Below are 17,130 nucleotides of genomic sequence, written 5' to 3'. Positions count from 1 at the left end.
GAATTCCTCAGGCGGTTTTACGCAGCAGGCCGTGTTTCTTCAGGTGCACCAGCAGAATGGAGATGGCCGCAGGGGTGATGCCGGAGATGCGGGACGCCTGGCCAATGGTCTCTGGCTTGGCATCGTTCAGCTTGGCGATCACCTCGTTGGAGAGACCGTTCACGTCGCGGTAGTTCATGTCCAGCGGCAACAGGGTGTTCTCGTTGCGCAGCTGCTTCTCCACTTCGTCGTGCTGACGCTCGATGTAGCCGGCGTACTTGATCTGGATCTCCACCTGATCCGCGGCGGCCGGATCGTTCAGGGCCGGACCGATCCCCTCGATGGCCATCAGGGCATCGTAAGTCACCTCGGGGCGGCGCAGCAGCTCTTCCAGGCTCTGTTCCCGGGTCAGCGGAGTGTTGACCAGGGCATTGACCGCTTCCAGGGAGGGATGTTGCGGGTGGATCCAGGTCGAACGCATGCGCTGGCGTTCCTGCTCCACCAGTTCCACCTTGGCATTGAACAGGCTCCAGCGGTGATCATCCACCAGACCCAGTTCGCGGCCGATAGCGGTCAGACGCAGATCCGCGTTGTCTTCCCGCAGCAGCAGGCGATATTCGGCGCGGCTGGTGAACATGCGATAGGGCTCGCGCGTTCCCAGGGTCGAGAGATCGTCCATCATCACGCCCATGTAGGCCTGATCCCGACGAGGGTGCCAGGCTTCCTTGCCCTGGGCGCGCAAGCCCGCGTTCAGACCGGCCATCAGCCCCTGGGCAGCGGCTTCTTCATAGCCTGTGGTGCCGTTGATCTGGCCGGCGAAGAACAGGTTTTCGATGCACTTGCTCTCCATGTTGGCCTTGAGATCCCGCGGATCGAAGAAGTCGTATTCGATGGCGTAGCCGGGGCGGGTGATGTGGGCGTTCTCGAAGCCACGGATCGAGCGGACGATCTGCACCTGCACGTCGAACGGCAGGCTGGTGGAGATCCCGTTCGGGTAGAGCTCGTGGGTAGTCAGCCCTTCCGGCTCGACGAAGATCTGGTGTGCCGTCTTGTCGGCGAAGCGGGTGATCTTGTCCTCGATCGACGGGCAGTAGCGCGGGCCAATCCCTTCGATCACCCCGGCGTACATGGGGCTGCGATCCAGGTTGTTGCGGATCACCTCGTGGGTCTGCTCGTTGGTATGGGTCACGTAGCAGGGCACCTGACGCGGGTGCTGACTGGCATTGCCGATGAAGGAGAAGACCGGACGAGGATCGTCACCGTGTTGTTGCTGCATCACGGAGAAGTCGACGGTGCGGGCATCGATGCGCGGCGGCGTGCCGGTCTTGAGGCGATCGATGCGCAGCGGCATTTCGCGCAGGCGCTGGGCCAGGGCGATCGAGGGAGGATCCCCGGCGCGACCGCCCTTGTAGTTTTCCATGCCGATGTGGATCAGGCCGTTCAGGAAGGTACCGACGGTCAGTACCACCGTCTTGCCGCTGATGCGGATCCCGCTCTGGGTAACGACACCCGCAACCCGATCCCCGTCCATGACGAGATCGTCGCAGGCTTGCTGGAAGATCTTCAGGTTCGGGTAGTTCTCCAGAGTCTGGCGAACCACGGCCTTGTAGAGCAGGCGATCCGCCTGGGCACGGGTAGCTCGTACTGCCGGGCCTTTGGAAGAGTTGAGCGTACGGAACTGGATCCCGCCGAGATCGATGGCCTGCGCCATGATCCCGCCAAGGGCATCCACTTCCTTGACCAGGTGTCCCTTGCCGATCCCGCCGATCGCCGGGTTGCAGGACATGTGTCCCAGCGTATCTATGTTGTGGGTCAGCAACAGGGTGTTGAGGCCCATCCGGGCTGCCGCTGTTGCTGCTTCGGTTCCTGCGTGACCGCCACCGACGACGATCACATCAAATTGTTCATGGTATTGCATTGGGGATCACCTTGATCTGCACGCCTGAAGATCTTTATTTGCCTGGTCTGAAGGGCGGATCATTCTATCTGTTTAGCATCCGGAGGGGAACGTCTACTTCAGGATCAGTATGGATCAGGGATCTCCTAAATAGATCTTAAGGATCTTTAGATCGATCTTTTACTGGATCTTTTATTAGGATCCGGAACTTCTGTTGATAAGCCATTTTTGATCATAAAGATCATTCGCTTAAAGGCGATCGCTGCTTGTGGAAAAGCTTGGATCCTGGGGCGGTGAACAGGGGGATAACCCGGGTTTTTATACACAGACCGGTCTTGGTTTGGATCTAATACATGAATAACTATAGGTTTTGCAGAGCTTTACACCGTAGTTATGCACATTTATCCGGAGGCGTCTGGGGAGCAGGCGGGAACAACTTCTGCGGATCTACCTGTTAATAACCTGGTGGATAGGGATCTGGGGATAAACGGGGGAGATCGGGGGCTGTGACCGGATCTCCCACCCTCTGATCAGGCGATCAAGGCCATCCAGTCGTGGATCCAGGCTTCGGCAGCATCTTCCGGGATCTCGTGCTGGGTGACATCTATCTCCAGACGGTCCCCGATCCTGGCGGCCCCGCACTCCGCCAGCAGACGATCCAGCGTCTTTCCACCCTGGCAGAAGGTGTCATAGCTGCGATCCCCCAATGCGATCACTCCATATTTCAATGTGTTGAGATCCGGGCGTTGGTCTGCAAGATCCCGGGCGAAGGGCTGCAGATTGTCGGGTACATCCCCTGCTCCATGGGTGGAGGTGATCACCAGCAGGATGGCCTGGGGCTCGGACAGGATCCTGGCCAGGCTGGCGGGGTTGTGGATCTCGGCTTGATGACCCGCCTGTTCCAGCAGGCTGGCCACATGATCTGCGACATATTCGGAGGCTCCCAGCATGGAGCCGACGACGAGGTTGAGTTTGGCCATCGAATGGATCCTGATGTTATCGAAAGGGTGAAGAGCCGGGATCTTACCGCCAAAGCATGTGGATAAATATGGATAAAGCTTGGGGATAAGGATCCTGCCCGACTTTTTCGGGTGAAACGGCCCCTGTGACCCTCATTTTCTCTCCTTCCTCTCCATCCCCATACGAATGAGTCCCTTCTTCGTGAAAACTCATCGTTGATATGACAGATAACAATACAGATGCAAATGATTAGCAATTATTGAATCGATTCGATCATGGCTCCTGTAGTAGCATGACGCTGCTTTATTCGCCTAAGGCGTCGGGCAGACCGGCAGCACAGGGCGCCAATAATAAGAAACCAAAACATAACTTGTTGATATTTGAGACACTTATATGATTGCGCAAAAAAATACCCCGAATGCAGTGATGCGAAAACGAGGTGCCCGGCTGTTGCCGCTCTCCTGCCTGCTGGCGACCCTGCCGGCGCTGGCTGCGGAGCAAGCGGATAAAGAGTTGCCCAAGGCCGGCGAGACCATGGTGGTGACCGGGACAGCGATGAAGGTCGAGGTGCCCATGGCCGAGACCCCGCGTGCCGTCTCCGTGGTCAATCGCGAAGACCTGGATCAACACGCCGTGCAGCAGCTGGACGAGTCCGTGCGTTACCGCTCCGGCATCCTCACCGGCCTCTATGGCTCCGACAACAACACCGACTGGTTCAAGGTGCGTGGCTTCGATGCTGCCTCCTATCTGGATGGCAACCGCCTGTTCGGCACCGGCTACTATGTCTGGACCCCGGAACCCTTCGGTCTGGAGAGTGTGGAAGTGCTGAAGGGCCCCGCCTCCATCCTCTATGGCGAAGCCCCTCCCGGCGGCGTGATCAATTCCATCAGCAAGCGTCCCACCGCGACTCCGCAGGGGCTGGTCAACCTGCAGTTGGGCAGCCGGGATCTGCGTCAGGTCGGGGTGGATGTCTCCGACGATCTGGCCGACAACAGCCGTTATCGCATGGTCGCACTCTATAAGGAGCGGGATGGCGTGCTGGACGGTACCTACAGCGAGCGCGCCTATCTGGCGCCCAGCGTGACCCTGGATATTTCGGATAGCACCAGCCTGACCCTGCTCTCCAGCTTCCTGCACGATGAAGGGGTGCCCACCAACGGCTTCTTCCCCGTCTACGGCACCCTGAATACCTCGGGTGGCCAGATCGATCCCAGCACCAACCTGAGCCAGCCGGGCTACGATCGCAACCGCAACACCCAGATCTCCGCGGGGTACGAGCTGACTCACCAGATCAACCAGACCTGGGAGTTCAAGCAGAACGTCCGCTTCAACTACAACGAGCTGCTGCTGCGCCAGACCTACATCTTCCCGACCTATCAGGGCACCACCGCCTATCGCGGTCTGGTCTACCGTGACGGCGACACCAAGAGTGCCACCATGGACAACCAGCTGGTGGGGTACTGGAACACGGATCGCACCGAGCAGACCCTGCTGATGGGGATCGATCTGCAGCGCCATGTGAATGAAGGGGACGAAGCCGACAACTACGGCATGGGCTCCATCAACACCATGAACCCGGATTACAGCGGCTTCCCCGGCTTCGACGAATCCACCGCCACCTATCAGAAAAACACCAAGGGTCAGAGCGGCCTCTATGCCCAGCACCAGATCCGCTGGGACGACCGCTGGTTGCTGACCGCCGGTGGCCGCTTCGACTATGTGGAGACCCATAACGTCAGCGAGGCCACCAGCAAGAACGAGAAGCAGTATGACGACAACCTCTCGCTCTCCGGCAGCCTGATGTACCTGGCCGACAACGGCCTCTCCCCGTACTTCGCCTATGCGGAGTCGTTCGAAGTGTTGCCGGGCATAGACCCGAACACCAAGAACTCCTACAAGCCGCTGGAAGGCAAGCTGTACGAGACGGGCATCAAGTACGCCCCCAGCTTCCTCGATGGCTACATCAACCTGGCACTGTTCGATCTGGAGCAGACCAACTCCCTCGTCTCCACCGGATCCGGCCAGCAGACCCAGGCGGGTGAAGTGACCTCCCAGGGCATCGAACTGGAAGGGAGCGTGCAGGCCACCGAGGCCCTGCGTCTGACCGCTGCCTATACCTACACCGATGCCAAGACCAACGACACCGGCAACGGCGATCGCCGTGCCAGCCTGATCCCGCGTCACCAGGCCTCCTTCTGGGGCAACTACAAGGTGCAGCAGGGTCCGGTCGCCGGGCTGGAAGTGGGCTCCGGGGTGCGTTACATCGGTTCCAGCGTCGGCATAGGTGCCGTGGATGCCAATTACAATCCCATTTATGGCTCCGCCGAAGTGCCGGCCCAGACCGTGTGGGATGCGATGATCGGGTATGACTTCGCCAAGAACTGGCGTGCCCAGATCAACGTGAACAACCTGCTGGACGACACCTATGTGGCGAGCTGTGACTACTACTGCTACTACGGCGAGCCGCGCAGCATAGTCGGCTCCGTCAACTACCGCTGGTAAGATCCAGGCCGGGCGGGGGCATCAGGCTCCCGCCCTCCTTCTTTCTGTCTACAGGCCTGTCATGGAACTCTTGTCACTGGTTTACCGCCAATACCGTTGGCCCTTCATCGCCATCGTCCTGCTCAGCCTGCTCAGTGCGGTGAGCGGCATAGGCGTCATTGCCTTTATCAATCAATCTCTTATCGAATCTTCTGGCGATCCGCTGCCGATCCTCGGCCAGCTGCTCGGCCTCATTGTCCTGCTGCTTGTTGTCACCCTGGGCGCCCAGCTGGCCCTGACCACCCTGGGTCATCACTTCGTTTATCAGCTGCGCGGTCGCCTGCTCAAGCAGCTGCTGGATACCGACGTCGCCCGCATTCGCCAGATAGGGCAGGGGCCGCTCCTGGCCTCCCTCTCCAGCGACATCGGCCAGATCACCATCGCCTTCGTGCGCCTGCCGGAGCTGGTGCAGGGGCTGGTGCTGACCCTGGGATCCGTCATCTACCTCGGCTGGCTCTCTCCCTCCCTGCTCACCGTCACAGCGCTCTGGGTCACCGTCACCATGGTGGTGGGCTGGCTGCTGGTGAACCATGTCTATCGCCATCTGTCGCGCATGCGGCTCGCGGAAGACAAGCTCTACCAGAATTACCAGTCCATCATCGCCGGCAGCAAGGAGCTGGCCCTCAATCGCGAGCGGGCGCATTTCGTCTACCACCAGCTCTATGAACAGAATGCCCGGGACTACCGCCAGGAGATCATCCGCGCCGACACCTACCACCTAAGCGCGGTGAACTGGTCGAACATCATGATGCTGGGGGCCATCGGCCTGGTCTTCTTCCTGGCGAACGGCCTGGGCTGGGCCAACACCAATGTGGCCGCCACCTTTGCCCTGACCCTGCTGTTTCTGCGCACCCCCTTGCTGCAGGGGATCGGCGCCCTGCCGACCCTGATTGCCGCCCAGGTGGCGTTTGACAAGATTGCGGCCCTGACGCTGGCCGAGCCCAGATCCGAGTTCCCGCTGCCGCCGGCCCCCCGCGCCTGGCGGCGCATCGAGCTGGAGCAGGTGAGCTTTCACTATCCGGGGGAGGGCGGCTTCGCCGTGGGCCCCGTCAATCTGGCCATCGAGAAGGGAGAGCAGATCTTCATCATCGGGGGCAACGGCTCCGGCAAGTCGACCCTGGCCATGCTGCTGACCGGGCTCTACCAGCCGGTCTCTGGCCGGATCCTGCTGGACGGGGAGCCCATCGCGGATCGCAACGCCTACCTGGCGCTCTTCTCCGCCATCTTCACCGACTACCACCTGTTCCAGCACCTGCTGGGGCCCGAGCCCAAGGACGCGCTGATAGCCGAGTGGCTGGAGCGTCTGCAGATGGGGAGCAAGTTGCGCATCGAGGATGACTTCATCACCGACATCGACCTCTCCCAGGGACAGCGCAAGCGGGTTGCCCTGCTGCTGGCTCTGGCGGAGCAGCGCGAGGTGATGCTGTTCGACGAATGGGCTGCGGATCAGGATCCCCAGTTCCGCCGCATCTTCTATCAGGTGCTGCTGCCGCGTCTCAAGGAGATGGGCAAGACGGTGATCGCCATCAGCCACGACGATCTCTACTTCTCCCAGGCCGATCGCCTGCTGGAGATGCGCCAGGGCCGGCTCACCGAGCTGCTCGGCGAGCGGCGCGAGCAGGTGAGCCGGGATGCGGTCGCCCACCTGGATAGCGAAGTGCCGGCCTGAGCCGGTCACGAGGGGCGGGCAGACCTGCCCCTGTAGTACAGGAACAGATTATGTTTGAGATGAAAGCGGCCAGCTTTGTGGTGAACGATCGCCCATTGCTCCACCCCACCGACCTGCGCTTCGAACAGGGCCAGGTCTATGGCCTCATCGGCCACAACGGTTCGGGCAAGTCGACCCTGCTCAAGCTGCTGGCCCGCCAGCAGCCCCTGAGCGGCGGCGAGATCCGGTTCGACGACAAGCCGCTGTCCGAGTGGGGCAACCGGGACTTCGCCCGTCAGGTAGCCTATCTGCCCCAGCACCTGCCAAGCGCCGAGAACCTGCTCGGCCGCGAGCTGGTGGAGATGGGACGCTACCCCTGGCGCGGCCTGCTGGGACGCATGGGGGCTGAGGATCACCGCCAGGTGGATCGGGCCATCGCCCTGACCCACACCGAGACTTTCGCCGATCGGCTGGTGGATACCCTCTCCGGCGGCGAGCGGGGCCGGGTCTGGCTCGCCATGCTGCTGGCCCAGGAGAGCCGCTTCATCCTGCTGGACGAGCCCCTAGCCGCCCTGGACGTGGCTCATCAGGTGGAGGTACTCACCCTCGTCAGGCAGTTGAGTCGCCAGCTCAACCTCGGGGTCATCATCGTCATCCACGACATCAACATGGCGTCCCGCTTCTGCGATCGGCTGGTGGCGCTGCACAGCGGCCGCCTGCTGACCCACGGCGAGCCCGAGCGGATCATGACCCGCGAGACCCTGCACGACATCTACGGCATCCCCATGGAGGTCATTCGCCATCCGGCCCATGACCACGCCATCGCCATCGTCTGACCGGGGGGATCTCTTGAACCGTTTATTGAAGATGGCGCCCTGCCTTGTCAGCCTGTTGTTGCCGCTTGCGGCACTGGCCGAGTCACAACCTGTGGCGACCGAACAACACGCCCAATCCATCCCCCGCATCGCGACCGTCGACTGGACGGTGGCGGAAACCCTGCTGGCCCTCGGCGTCACGCCTCTGGCCATGGGGGACGTGGCTTCCTACCGCGCCTGGGTAGGGGAGCCGGCACTGCCGGCAAAGGTGGTGGACATCGGCCTGCGGATGCAGCCCAATCGCGAGTTGCTGGCGGAGCTCAAGCCCGATCTCATCCTCATCTCGCCCCTGATGGCGTCGCTGGAACCCAGCCTCTCTCGCATCGCCCCGGTGCAGTCCATCGCCCTCTATGAACCCGATGCGGATCTCTGGCAACGGCTGCACGAGGCGACCCGGACCATAGCCGCCCTGGTGGGCAAGAGCGCCGAGGCCGAGCAACTGCTCACCGCGTTGGAGCGGGATCTGGCACGGATGAAGGAGCAGGTGCCCGCCGACACGCAACCCCTGCTGGTGGTGCAGTTCATCGACGAGCGCCACGTGCGGGTGTTTGGTCGCCACAGCCTGTTCGAGGCGGTGATGCAAAGGCTGGGACTGCGCAACGCCTGGCAGGGGGAGACCAATGCCTGGGGCTTCTCTGTGGTCAGCCTGGAACAGTTCCTGGACTTGCCAGACGCCCGGCTGGTGGTGGTCGACCCCATCCCCGTGGGGGTGGGTGAACGGCTGCAGGAGCCGGGTCTCTGGCAGCACCTGCCCCTGGTGAAGCAGGGCAAGGTCGTGCACCTGCCCGCCGTCTGGAGTTTCGGCGGCCTGCTCGCCGCCCGCCGTTTCGCCGATCTGCTGAGCGGGGCCCTGCAAGGGGAGCCTTCTCTCGCACCGGCAACCCATGTGACCGCCAAGGGGGCCACCCGATGAACCCGTTGCTTCCCGTCAGCCTGCTGCGCCCCGGCCTGGCCCTGCTGTTGCTGACCCTCGCCCTGGCCGGCTGGGATCTGGCCCACCAGCTGCCGGATGGGGCCTGGTGGCAGGCGATCTTCGCGCCGCAGCTGGAGGATGCCCGCCAGGCGGTGATCCATTTCAGCTGGCTGCCGCGGCTCGCCCTCTGCCTGCTGGCTGGCGCCGCCCTCGGCCTGGCCGGCACCCTGATGCAGCAGGTGCTGCGCAATCCGCTCGCCTCGCCCACCACCCTGGGGGTCGCCTCCGGCGCCCAGCTGGCACTGATGGTGGTGACCCTGTTCGTCCCCTCCTGGCTGCTGATCGGGCGAGAGTGGATCGCCATGGCGGGGGGCGGCCTCGCCATGGGGCTGGTGTTCGCCCTGGCCTGGCGCCGTCAGATCAATCCCGTGGTCATCGTCTTCGCTGGCCTGGTGATCAACCTCTACCTCGCGGCCATCAGCCTGGGGCTGCTGTTGTTCTTCCAGGAGGAGCTCAAGGGGCTGCTGGTGTGGGGCAGCGGCTCCCTGGCCCAGACCAGCTGGAGCGGGGTGAGTTACCTGCTGCCACGGCTGCTGGCAGCCGGTGTGCTGGCGGCGCTGCTGGCCCGTCCCCTGACGGTATTGGAGCTGGATGACGCCAGCGCGCGCAGCCTGGGAGTCTCCCTCAAGCACCTGCGTTTCGCCGGCCTCGGCCTCGCGGTCTTCATCACCGCCTGCGTGGTGAGCGTGGTGGGGCTCATCGGTTTCATCGGGCTGGCGGCGCCGGTCATGGTGCGCATGCTGGGGGTGAGGCGGCTTGGGCTGCGCCTGCTGTGGGTGCCCGTGCTGGGCGCTCTGCTGCTGGCGGCCACCGACCTGCTGCTGCAATCCCTGACCCGTTTCTGGCCCGTGCTGATCCCGACCGGCGCCATGACGGCCCTGCTGGGGGCACCACTGCTGCTCTGGCTGATCCCGCGCCTCAGTGTGAAGTCGTCGACCCCCAGATCCGCCGCCGGGCTGGTGGTGGCACGGCATCCCGCGCCACCCCGCCTGCTTGGCCTCATGTTCTTGGGACTGGTAGCCGCGGTGGTCGCCTCCCTGCTGTTCGGGCAGGGGATGGATGGGTGGAGCTGGCCGAGCTGGCTGCGGTGGCAGGCCCAGCTGGAGTGGCGCCTGCCGCGCACTCTGGCAGCCGGTGCGGCCGGTGTGCTGCTGGCCCTGGCGGGGACCCTGCTGCAGCGGGTCAGCAACAACCCCATGGCGAGCCCCGAACTGCTGGGGGTGAGTGGTGGCACCTTTATGGGGGTCATTGCCACCGCAGTCTTGCTGCCGGCCCTGCCGCTGCCCATGATGCTGCTGGGGGGCGTGCTGGGCGCCTTCACCTGCCTGCTGCTGCTGGTATTGATCAACCGCAGGAACGGGTTCCAGCCTGAGCGGATCCTGCTCTCCGGCATCGCCATCACGGCGCTGTTCGAGCCGTTGCAGGCCATCGCCCTGGCCAACGGTGACATGCGGGTGCAGCAGCTGCTCTCCTGGATGTCCGGCTCCACCTACTATGTCACCCAGCCGGTGGCCCTTGGCCTGACCGCATTGGCGCTGCTGATGCTGGCCGGCTGCCTGCTGGTGAGCCGCTGGCTGGATCTGATGCCCATGGGGCCGGCGGTGGCCACTGCGCTGGGCATTCGCCTCAGCCGGGCCCAGCTTGTCATCCTGCTGCTGGTGGCCGTGCTCACCGCCAGTGCGACCATGGTGATTGGCCCGCTCTCCTTCGCCGGTCTGCTGGCGCCGCACCTGGCCAGGATGATGGGACTGGTGCGGGCGCGCTGGCACCTGCTGGGTGCGGCGGGCTGCGGAGCCCTCTTGATGGTGTCGGCGGACTGGGTCGGCCAGCAGATCCTCTTCCCCCAGGAGGTGCCGGTCGGTCTGGTTTCCACCCTGTTAGGGGGCGCTTACTTCATGTGGTGCCTGCGCCGCATCTAGGTTTTTGGATGAAAAATGCACAAAAGAAGCCCGGGATGAACCCGGGCTTTTTATTGCCTGCCGTGAGGCGTTATTTGCCGATGCAGAAGCTGGAGAAGATCCGGCCCAGCAAATCGTCCGAGCTGAATTCGCCGGTGATCTCGGAGAGGGACTCCTGCGCCAGGCGCAGCTCCTCGGCCACCAGCTCGCCGGCGACGAACACCTCCAGCTGCTCCCTGGCCACCAGCAGCCGCTCGGCGGCACGCTCCAGGGCGTCCAGGTGGCGGCGGCGGGCCATGAAGCCCCCCTCGGTGTTGCCCTGGAAGCCCATGCAGGCCTTCAGATGCTCGCGCAAGGCGGGCAGCCCCAGCTCGGTCTTGGCGGAGATGCGGTAGACGGCGTGGCCCAGCTCTTCGCTCGGGGACAGATCCTCGCCGGTCAGGTCCGCCTTGTTGCGCACCACTGTGAGGCCGATGTTCTTCGGCAGGCGATCGACAAATTCCGGCCAGATTTCGTGGGGGTCGACCGCATCCGTGGTGGTGCCATCCACCATGAACAGCACCCGGTCAGCCTGCTCGATCTCAGCCCAGGCGCGCTCGATACCGATCTGCTCCACCTTGTCCTGGGTGTCACGCAGGCCGGCGGTGTCGATGATGTGCAGCGGCATGCCGTCCAGGTGGATGTGCTCGCGCAGCACGTCGCGGGTGGTGCCGGCGATCTCGGTGACGATGGCGGACTCGCGGCCCGCGAGGGCGTTGAGCAGGCTCGATTTGCCAGCGTTGGGACGACCGGCGATCACCACCTTCATCCCTTCCCGCAGCAGGGCGCCCTGCTTGGCCTCGCCGCGCACGTCGTCCAGCTCTGCCATGATGGCTCGGAGATCCCCGGCCACCTTGCCATCGGAGAGAAAGTCGATCTCCTCGTCCGGGAAGTCTATGGCGGCCTCCACATAGATACGCAGCCGGGTGAGGCTCTCCACCAGCTGCTGTACCTTGCCGGAGAACTGCCCCTGGAGGGAGTGCATGGCGCTGCGGGCAGCCTGCTCGCTGGAAGCCTCGATGAGGTCGGCGATGGCCTCTGCCTGGGCCAGGTCCAGTTTGTCGTTGAGGAAGGCGCGCTCGCTGAACTCACCGGGACGGGCGGGGCGAACACCCTCGATCTGCAGGATGCGGCGCACCAGCATGTCCAGGATGACGGGGCCACCGTGACCTTGCAGCTCCAGCACGTCTTCCCCGGTGAAGCTGTTGGGGGCCTTGAACAGCAGGGCGATGCCCTGATCCAGCGGTTGCCCCTGCTCGTCCTTGAACGGCAGGTATTCGGCGTAACGCACGCGGGGGAGCCTGCCGAGCACTATCTCGGCGACCCGCTCGGCGGCGGGGCCGGAGACGCGGACTATGCCGACGCCGCCACGGCCGGGGGCGGTGGCCTGGGCCACTATGGTCTCTGTTGTCATCTTGCTTGACTCGTCTGTTCGGTAATTGCGGACATTGTAATAAAAAAGGCGGCCCGAAGGCCGCCTCTTTTGTCATCAGGGAAGATTAGCTGCGGGAATGCAGACCTTTCTTCTCCAGCTGACGATAGATGATGGTCTGCTGGATGATGGAGATGACGTTGCTCACCAGCCAGTACAGGGTCAGACCTGCCGGGAACCAGAGGAACATGAAGGTGAAGATGATCGGCATGAACTGCATCACCTTCTGCTGCATCGGGTCCGTGATGGTGGTCGGGCTCATCTTCTGCAGGTACCACATGGAAGCACCCATGAGGATCGGCAGCACGAAGAAGGGGTCCTTCACCGACAGGTCGGTGATCCACAGGGCGAACGGCGCGTGGCGCAGTTCAACGGACTCCATCAGAGCCCAGTACAGGGCGATGAAGATGGGCATCTGCACCAGGATGGGCAGACAGCCGCCCAGCGGGTTGACCTTCTCCTTCTTGTACAGCTCCATCATGCCCTGGGACATCTTCTGGCGATCGTCGCCGAAGCGTTCCTTGAGCGCCGCCAGCTTGGGCTGGAGCATGCGCATCTTGGCCATGGAGGTGTACTGGGCCTTGGTCAGCGGGAACATGATGCCGCGGACCAGCAGGGTCAGCATGATGATGGCCAGACCCCAGTTCTGGACGAAGCCGTGGAACACGGTCAGCAGCCAGTGCAGCGGCTGGGCGATGAACCAGAGCCAGCCGTAGTCGACGGTCAGATCCAGGTGGTTGGCCACCTTGGCCATCTGATCCTGCAGCTTGGGACCGATCCACAGCTTGCCGCTCACCTCGGCCTGCTGGCCGGCAGCGACGTCAACCAGCGGCGCCTTGTAGCCGATGATGGCCTGGTCTTTGCCCGGGATCACGCGGCTGTAGAAGCTGTTGCTGTCGTTGGCATTCGGGGCCCAGGCGGAGACGAAGTAGTGTTGCAGCATGGCGACCCAACCACCCTGGGTGGTCTTGTTCAGGTCGGCATCCTTCATCTCGTCGAAGGTGTACTTCTTGTAGCGGCTGTCGTCGCTGGAGAAGGCACCACCACGGTAGGCGCTGGCCACCATGGCATGACCTTCCTGATCCTTCGGCGTGGTCATGGTCTGCTTCAGCTGACCGTAGAACTGTACCTGGACCGGCTCGGCAGACTTGTTGTCGATCTTGTAGTCGACGCCCACGGCGTAGTCACCGCGCTTGAGCACGAATTCCTTGGTGAAGACAACGCCCTTGCTGTCGGTCCAGGTCATCGGGACGACGACCTGATCCTGACCGTCTGCCAGCTGGTAGCTGGTCTGGGCGGCTTCATAGGTCGGACGGCCTTCTGGCTGGCTGTCCGGACCGTTACGGCCCACCAGGCCACTCTGTGCAACGTAGATATGCGCAGGTTGGCTGGTCAGCAGGGTGAACGGCTGTTCCTTGCCTTCTTCCAGCTTGTGGGCCAGCAGTTCGGCAGAGACGATGTCACCGCCCTGGGTATCCAGGGTCAGCTTGAGCACGTCGGAGGAGACGGTGATCAGCTTGCGCGCGGCGTTACCATTTGCTTGCTCGGAAACCTGAGGAATATCACCGGTCTGACCGGCTTCAGGTACGAAATGTTCGGTTTGGGCCACGGTAGTCGGGGCCGGCTTCGGAGCCTTGTCGGACTCCCACTGTTGCCAGAGCAAGAAGCTCACGAACAGCAAACCGATCAGGAGTAAATTGCGTTGTGATTCCATAGTCTTCAGTTTCTTCGCTTTGGTTGCGGAACCGGGTCATAACCACCCTCGGATAAGGGATGGCATTTTAATAGACGTTTGCTGGCTAACCAAACGCCTTTTATGAAACCGTGAAGTCGGATTGCTTCTATCGCAAATTGGGAACAAGTCGGGGTGAAACGGCAGCGCGGCCCGAGCAGGGGACTAATGATTAGCTGATACAGGCGTATCAGTTTGATGGCTACCCATTGCAACGGCGTGACAGAGTGCGCCATAGCTTTTCCAGTAACTTGAACAGCGCTTCGTTGTCCATCTCCTTCACGCCACCCTTGGCGATCACGACGATGTCGATAGCGGGCAGATTGGCTTGATTGAGGCGGAAGCTCTCCCGAACGACTCGTTTTACACGGTTGCGCCAGACGGCACGCTTGAGCGCCTTTTTGGGCACGGCGAGACCAAGACGGGGGTGTTCGAGGGAATTGGGGCAAGCGAGAAGCGTAATTTGCGGAGAAGCGGCCCGGACAGGCTCGGCGAAAACGCGTTTGAAGTGTTCGGGAGTTAACAGACGTAACTCCCGAGAGAAGGTGTGCTGGGTAGGCATTAGACTACCAGGCGGGCACGACCCTTGGCACGACGAGCGGCCAGAACTTTGCGGCCGTTGGCAGTAGCCATGCGAGCGCGGAAACCGTGAGAGCGCTTGCGCTTCAGGTTGGACGGTTGAAAAGTACGTTTCATGATTCGATTCCGTATTTCTGTACAGTTTTGATTGTCACACTTAGCCGACGCGCCAGCTATAGCGTGTGACGACTAGCAAAAGAGGCCGAATTCTAAACAGAGTTCAGCTTCTCGTCAATCCGCCGTTCCTTCCCGTCTCGCCCTGCTCGTCATACAAGCAGGAAAAGCTGGCAGGATCCGGAGGATCAAGGGCCCCGAATTATACTGGCAACCCGGGGTTAAACAAGGATCCCTCAAGAAAAAAGGCGGCAGAGCCGCCAAAGAGAGAGCTATTTAAGTACTTTGCGCAGGAATTCCCGGGTACGGGGATCCTGCGGATCGACCAATATCTGGCTCGGCGGACCCTGCTCCACGATCCGTCCTCCCTCCATGAAGATCACCCGATCGGCGACATCACGGGCGAACTCAATCTCGTGGGTCACCACCACCATGGTCTGGTGCTGGCGGGCGAGCTGCTTCATCAGGCCCAGTACCTCGTCGACCCACTCGGGATCGAGGGCGGAAGTGGGCTCGTCAAACAGGATCACCTTGGAGTGTGCTGCCATGGCGCGGCCGATGCCGACCCGCTGCTGCTGGCCACCGGAGAGGGAGGCCGGATAGGCATCCTTTTTCTCGGCGAGGCCGATGTCCTTGAGGATGCCAAGGGCGGTGGCACGGGCCTCCGCCTTCGGCTGCTTCCAGACGGTGATCAGCCCCTCGGCGATGTTGTCCAGCGCCGTCTTGTTGGCAAACAGGGCGTAATTCTGGAACACGAAGGAGGCACGCTTGCGCAGCTCGATGGCCTGCTGGTCGCTGGCCCTGGCCAGATCCAGCTGCAGATCGTCGATGGCGAGTCGGCCGGCATCCGGGGTTTCCAGCAGGTTGAGGCAGCGCAGCAGGGTCGACTTGCCGGTGCCGGATGGACCGATGATGACGACAATCTCACCCTTTTTAACCTCAAGATCGATGCCGTTGAGCACCTGATTCCCGTCATAAGCCTTGGAGAGGCCGGTTAGCTTGATCATGATGGCCCTCCTTTAATAGGCGCGGTTGAGTCGCACTTCCAGCAGGTGCTGCAAGCGGGTGAAGAAGATGACCACGACCCAGTAGACCAGGGCCACCGCCATGAAGCTCTCGAAGAACTTGAAGGAGGAGGAGGCCTCCATCTGCGCCTTGCCCATGATCTCGGCGACACCCAGGGTAAACGCCAGGGAAGTGCTCTTGATCATGTCGATGAAGTAGTTCATCAGCGACGGCGTCGCGATGCGTGCGGCCTGGGGCAGGATGATCCGCTGCATCGCCTGCAGCCGGCTCATGCCGATGCTGAGGGCGGCCTCCATCTGGCTCTTGTGGATGCCGAGGATGGCGGCCCGGATCGACTCGGCCATGTAGGCGGCAAAGTGCAGGGTCAGGCCGATGATGGCGGCGGTGAAGGCATCCATTCCCACGAAGATGGGGAAGAGTTGCGGTAGCCCGTAGTAGAGCAGGAACAGCTGGACGAGCAGGGGGGTACCTCGGAAGAACGAGATATAGAGCATCGCCAGCCAGTGAATTGCGGGAACGCGAAAGACCCGTACTATCGCCAGGATCAGCGACAGTACGAGTGCCAATACGAATCCCCACAGGGCCATTTCCATCGTGGTGCCCAGGTATTTGAGCAGGATGGGGAACAGCCCTAGTGTGTACTCGAGATCAAATTCCATCATTTATTTGCTGGTGATGTCCGCAGAGAACCATTTTTCGGAGATCTTGGTCAGGGAGCCGTCTTTGCGCATGGCGGTGAGGGCGTCATCGACCTTCTTCAGCAGTGCCTGCTTCTCCGGAGTCTTCAGGAAGGGCAGGGCGTTCTCGATGGTTTCGAACGGCGCGCCAGCCTGTTGCAGCGGCAGCTTGGACTCCTTGATCAGCTGGGCGGTGGAGACGCGGTCCATCACGAAGGCATCGATACGGCCCAGGGCGACGTCCTGTTCGAAGGCGGAGTCATAGGTACGGATGTCGATCTTCTTGTTCGGGTCGTTCTTGCGCAGCAGCTCTTCGAAGTTGGAACCCAGGTTCACCGCCACAGTCTTGCCTTCCAGATCCTTGAGACCGTGGATGGTGTTGTTGCCCTTGCGCACCACGATCTGGGCGCCGTCATAGACATAGGGCTGGGAGAAGTCGTACTTGGCCTTGCGCTCGTCGGTGATGGTGATCTGGTTGGAGATGGTGTCGACGCGGCCGGTTTCCAGCATGCCGAACAGGCCGGAGAAGCTGGCGGTCACGAATTCGACCTTGTAGCCGGTGCGCTCACCGATCTGGTTCCACATGTCCACCTCGAAGCCTTGCAGCTTGTCCTGCTTGACGAAGGTGAACGGGAAATACTTGCCGGACATGCCGACCTTGATGGTTTCCTGAGCGATGGCCTGACCGGACAGGCTGGCCAACAGAATGGCGGCGCCGGAAATCAGCTTGATGGTGGATTTCATGGGGATTCCTCTCTCT

15 protein-coding genes are annotated in these 17,130 nt (G+C 62.2%); 5 read left to right on the top strand and 10 right to left on the bottom strand.

The genetic code is table 11. The features are described 5' to 3' along the window. Positions 1-7 precede the first annotated feature (7 nt). Positions 8-1,897 (bottom strand): tRNA uridine-5-carboxymethylaminomethyl(34) synthesis enzyme MnmG, encoded by a 1,890-nt coding sequence (mnmG, locus tag I6L45_RS06390; protein ID WP_043763816.1) that lies wholly within the window; start codon positions 1,895-1,897, stop codon positions 8-10. A gap of 509 nt (positions 1,898-2,406) precedes the next feature. Next, positions 2,407-2,856, bottom strand: a complete 450-nt coding sequence (gene mioC, locus I6L45_RS06385; protein WP_167576882.1) for an FMN-binding protein MioC — start codon at positions 2,854-2,856, stop codon at positions 2,407-2,409. Between the two features lie 373 nt (positions 2,857-3,229). Between mioC and I6L45_RS06380 the strand changes: the two genes are divergently transcribed. The 5 genes from I6L45_RS06380 to fhuB all read left to right on the top strand — a co-directional run bounded on the left by I6L45_RS06380 (position 3,230) and on the right by fhuB (position 10,792). Continuing rightward, the gene (locus I6L45_RS06380) at positions 3,230-5,338 is read left to right on the top strand and encodes a TonB-dependent siderophore receptor (protein ID WP_216983740.1); all 2,109 of its coding nucleotides are present in this window, start codon (positions 3,230-3,232) and stop codon (positions 5,336-5,338) included. Positions 5,339-5,399: 61 nt separating this feature from the next. Further along, the gene (locus I6L45_RS06375; RefSeq protein ID WP_134696929.1) at positions 5,400-7,046 is read left to right on the top strand and encodes a multidrug ABC transporter permease/ATP-binding protein; all 1,647 of its coding nucleotides are present in this window, start codon (positions 5,400-5,402) and stop codon (positions 7,044-7,046) included. A gap of 50 nt (positions 7,047-7,096) precedes the next feature. Next, the gene (locus I6L45_RS06370) at positions 7,097-7,861 is read left to right on the top strand and encodes an ABC transporter ATP-binding protein (protein WP_216983739.1); all 765 of its coding nucleotides are present in this window, start codon (positions 7,097-7,099) and stop codon (positions 7,859-7,861) included. 31 nt (positions 7,862-7,892) lie between these two features. Further along, the gene (locus I6L45_RS06365) at positions 7,893-8,813 is read left to right on the top strand and encodes an ABC transporter substrate-binding protein (RefSeq protein ID WP_216984183.1); all 921 of its coding nucleotides are present in this window, start codon (positions 7,893-7,895) and stop codon (positions 8,811-8,813) included. Then, complete coding sequence (fhuB, locus tag I6L45_RS06360) at positions 8,810-10,792, top strand: Fe(3+)-hydroxamate ABC transporter permease FhuB (protein ID WP_216983738.1); 1,983 nt, start codon at positions 8,810-8,812, stop codon at positions 10,790-10,792. Before I6L45_RS06365 ends, fhuB begins: the two co-directional genes overlap by 4 nt. A gap of 70 nt (positions 10,793-10,862) precedes the next feature. Here fhuB and mnmE read toward each other — a convergent pair whose 3' ends face one another. The 8 genes from mnmE to I6L45_RS06320 form a co-directional block, all read right to left on the bottom strand. Next, the gene (mnmE, locus tag I6L45_RS06355; protein ID WP_214454519.1) at positions 10,863-12,224 is read right to left on the bottom strand and encodes a tRNA uridine-5-carboxymethylaminomethyl(34) synthesis GTPase MnmE; all 1,362 of its coding nucleotides are present in this window, start codon (positions 12,222-12,224) and stop codon (positions 10,863-10,865) included. 85 nt (positions 12,225-12,309) lie between these two features. Next, complete coding sequence (gene yidC / locus I6L45_RS06350) at positions 12,310-13,956, bottom strand: membrane protein insertase YidC (protein ID WP_043763794.1); 1,647 nt, start codon at positions 13,954-13,956, stop codon at positions 12,310-12,312. 5 nt (positions 13,957-13,961) lie between these two features. Then, positions 13,962-14,210: a membrane protein insertion efficiency factor YidD gene (gene yidD / locus I6L45_RS06345; protein WP_010672280.1), complete on the bottom strand. Its 249-nt coding sequence runs from the start codon at positions 14,208-14,210 to the stop codon at positions 13,962-13,964. Beyond that, on the bottom strand, positions 14,177-14,536 hold the full coding sequence (rnpA, locus tag I6L45_RS06340) for a ribonuclease P protein component (protein WP_010672281.1): 360 nt from the start codon (positions 14,534-14,536) through the stop codon (positions 14,177-14,179). The genes yidD and rnpA overlap by 34 nt, the downstream gene beginning before the upstream one ends. Next, positions 14,536-14,670: a 50S ribosomal protein L34 gene (rpmH, locus tag I6L45_RS06335; RefSeq protein WP_005307156.1), complete on the bottom strand. Its 135-nt coding sequence runs from the start codon at positions 14,668-14,670 to the stop codon at positions 14,536-14,538. Before rpmH ends, rnpA begins: the two co-directional genes overlap by 1 nt. Before the next feature lie 269 nt (positions 14,671-14,939). Next, the gene (locus I6L45_RS06330) at positions 14,940-15,674 is read right to left on the bottom strand and encodes an amino acid ABC transporter ATP-binding protein (protein ID WP_216983737.1); all 735 of its coding nucleotides are present in this window, start codon (positions 15,672-15,674) and stop codon (positions 14,940-14,942) included. Positions 15,675-15,686: 12 nt separating this feature from the next. After that, complete coding sequence (locus tag I6L45_RS06325; RefSeq protein ID WP_081843891.1) at positions 15,687-16,355, bottom strand: amino acid ABC transporter permease; 669 nt, start codon at positions 16,353-16,355, stop codon at positions 15,687-15,689. Further along, on the bottom strand, positions 16,356-17,114 hold the full coding sequence (locus tag I6L45_RS06320; RefSeq protein ID WP_134695584.1) for an amino acid ABC transporter substrate-binding protein: 759 nt from the start codon (positions 17,112-17,114) through the stop codon (positions 16,356-16,358). It abuts the gene before it with no gap. Positions 17,115-17,130: the final 16 nt, after the last annotated feature.

The sequence above is a fragment of the Aeromonas sp. FDAARGOS 1415 genome (genome assembly GCF_019048365.1).
GTDB lineage: Bacteria > Pseudomonadota > Gammaproteobacteria > Enterobacterales > Aeromonadaceae > Aeromonas > Aeromonas taiwanensis.
The sequence above is the reverse complement of the archived record's forward strand: the minus strand, read 5'-3'. Positions and strand labels throughout refer to the sequence as shown.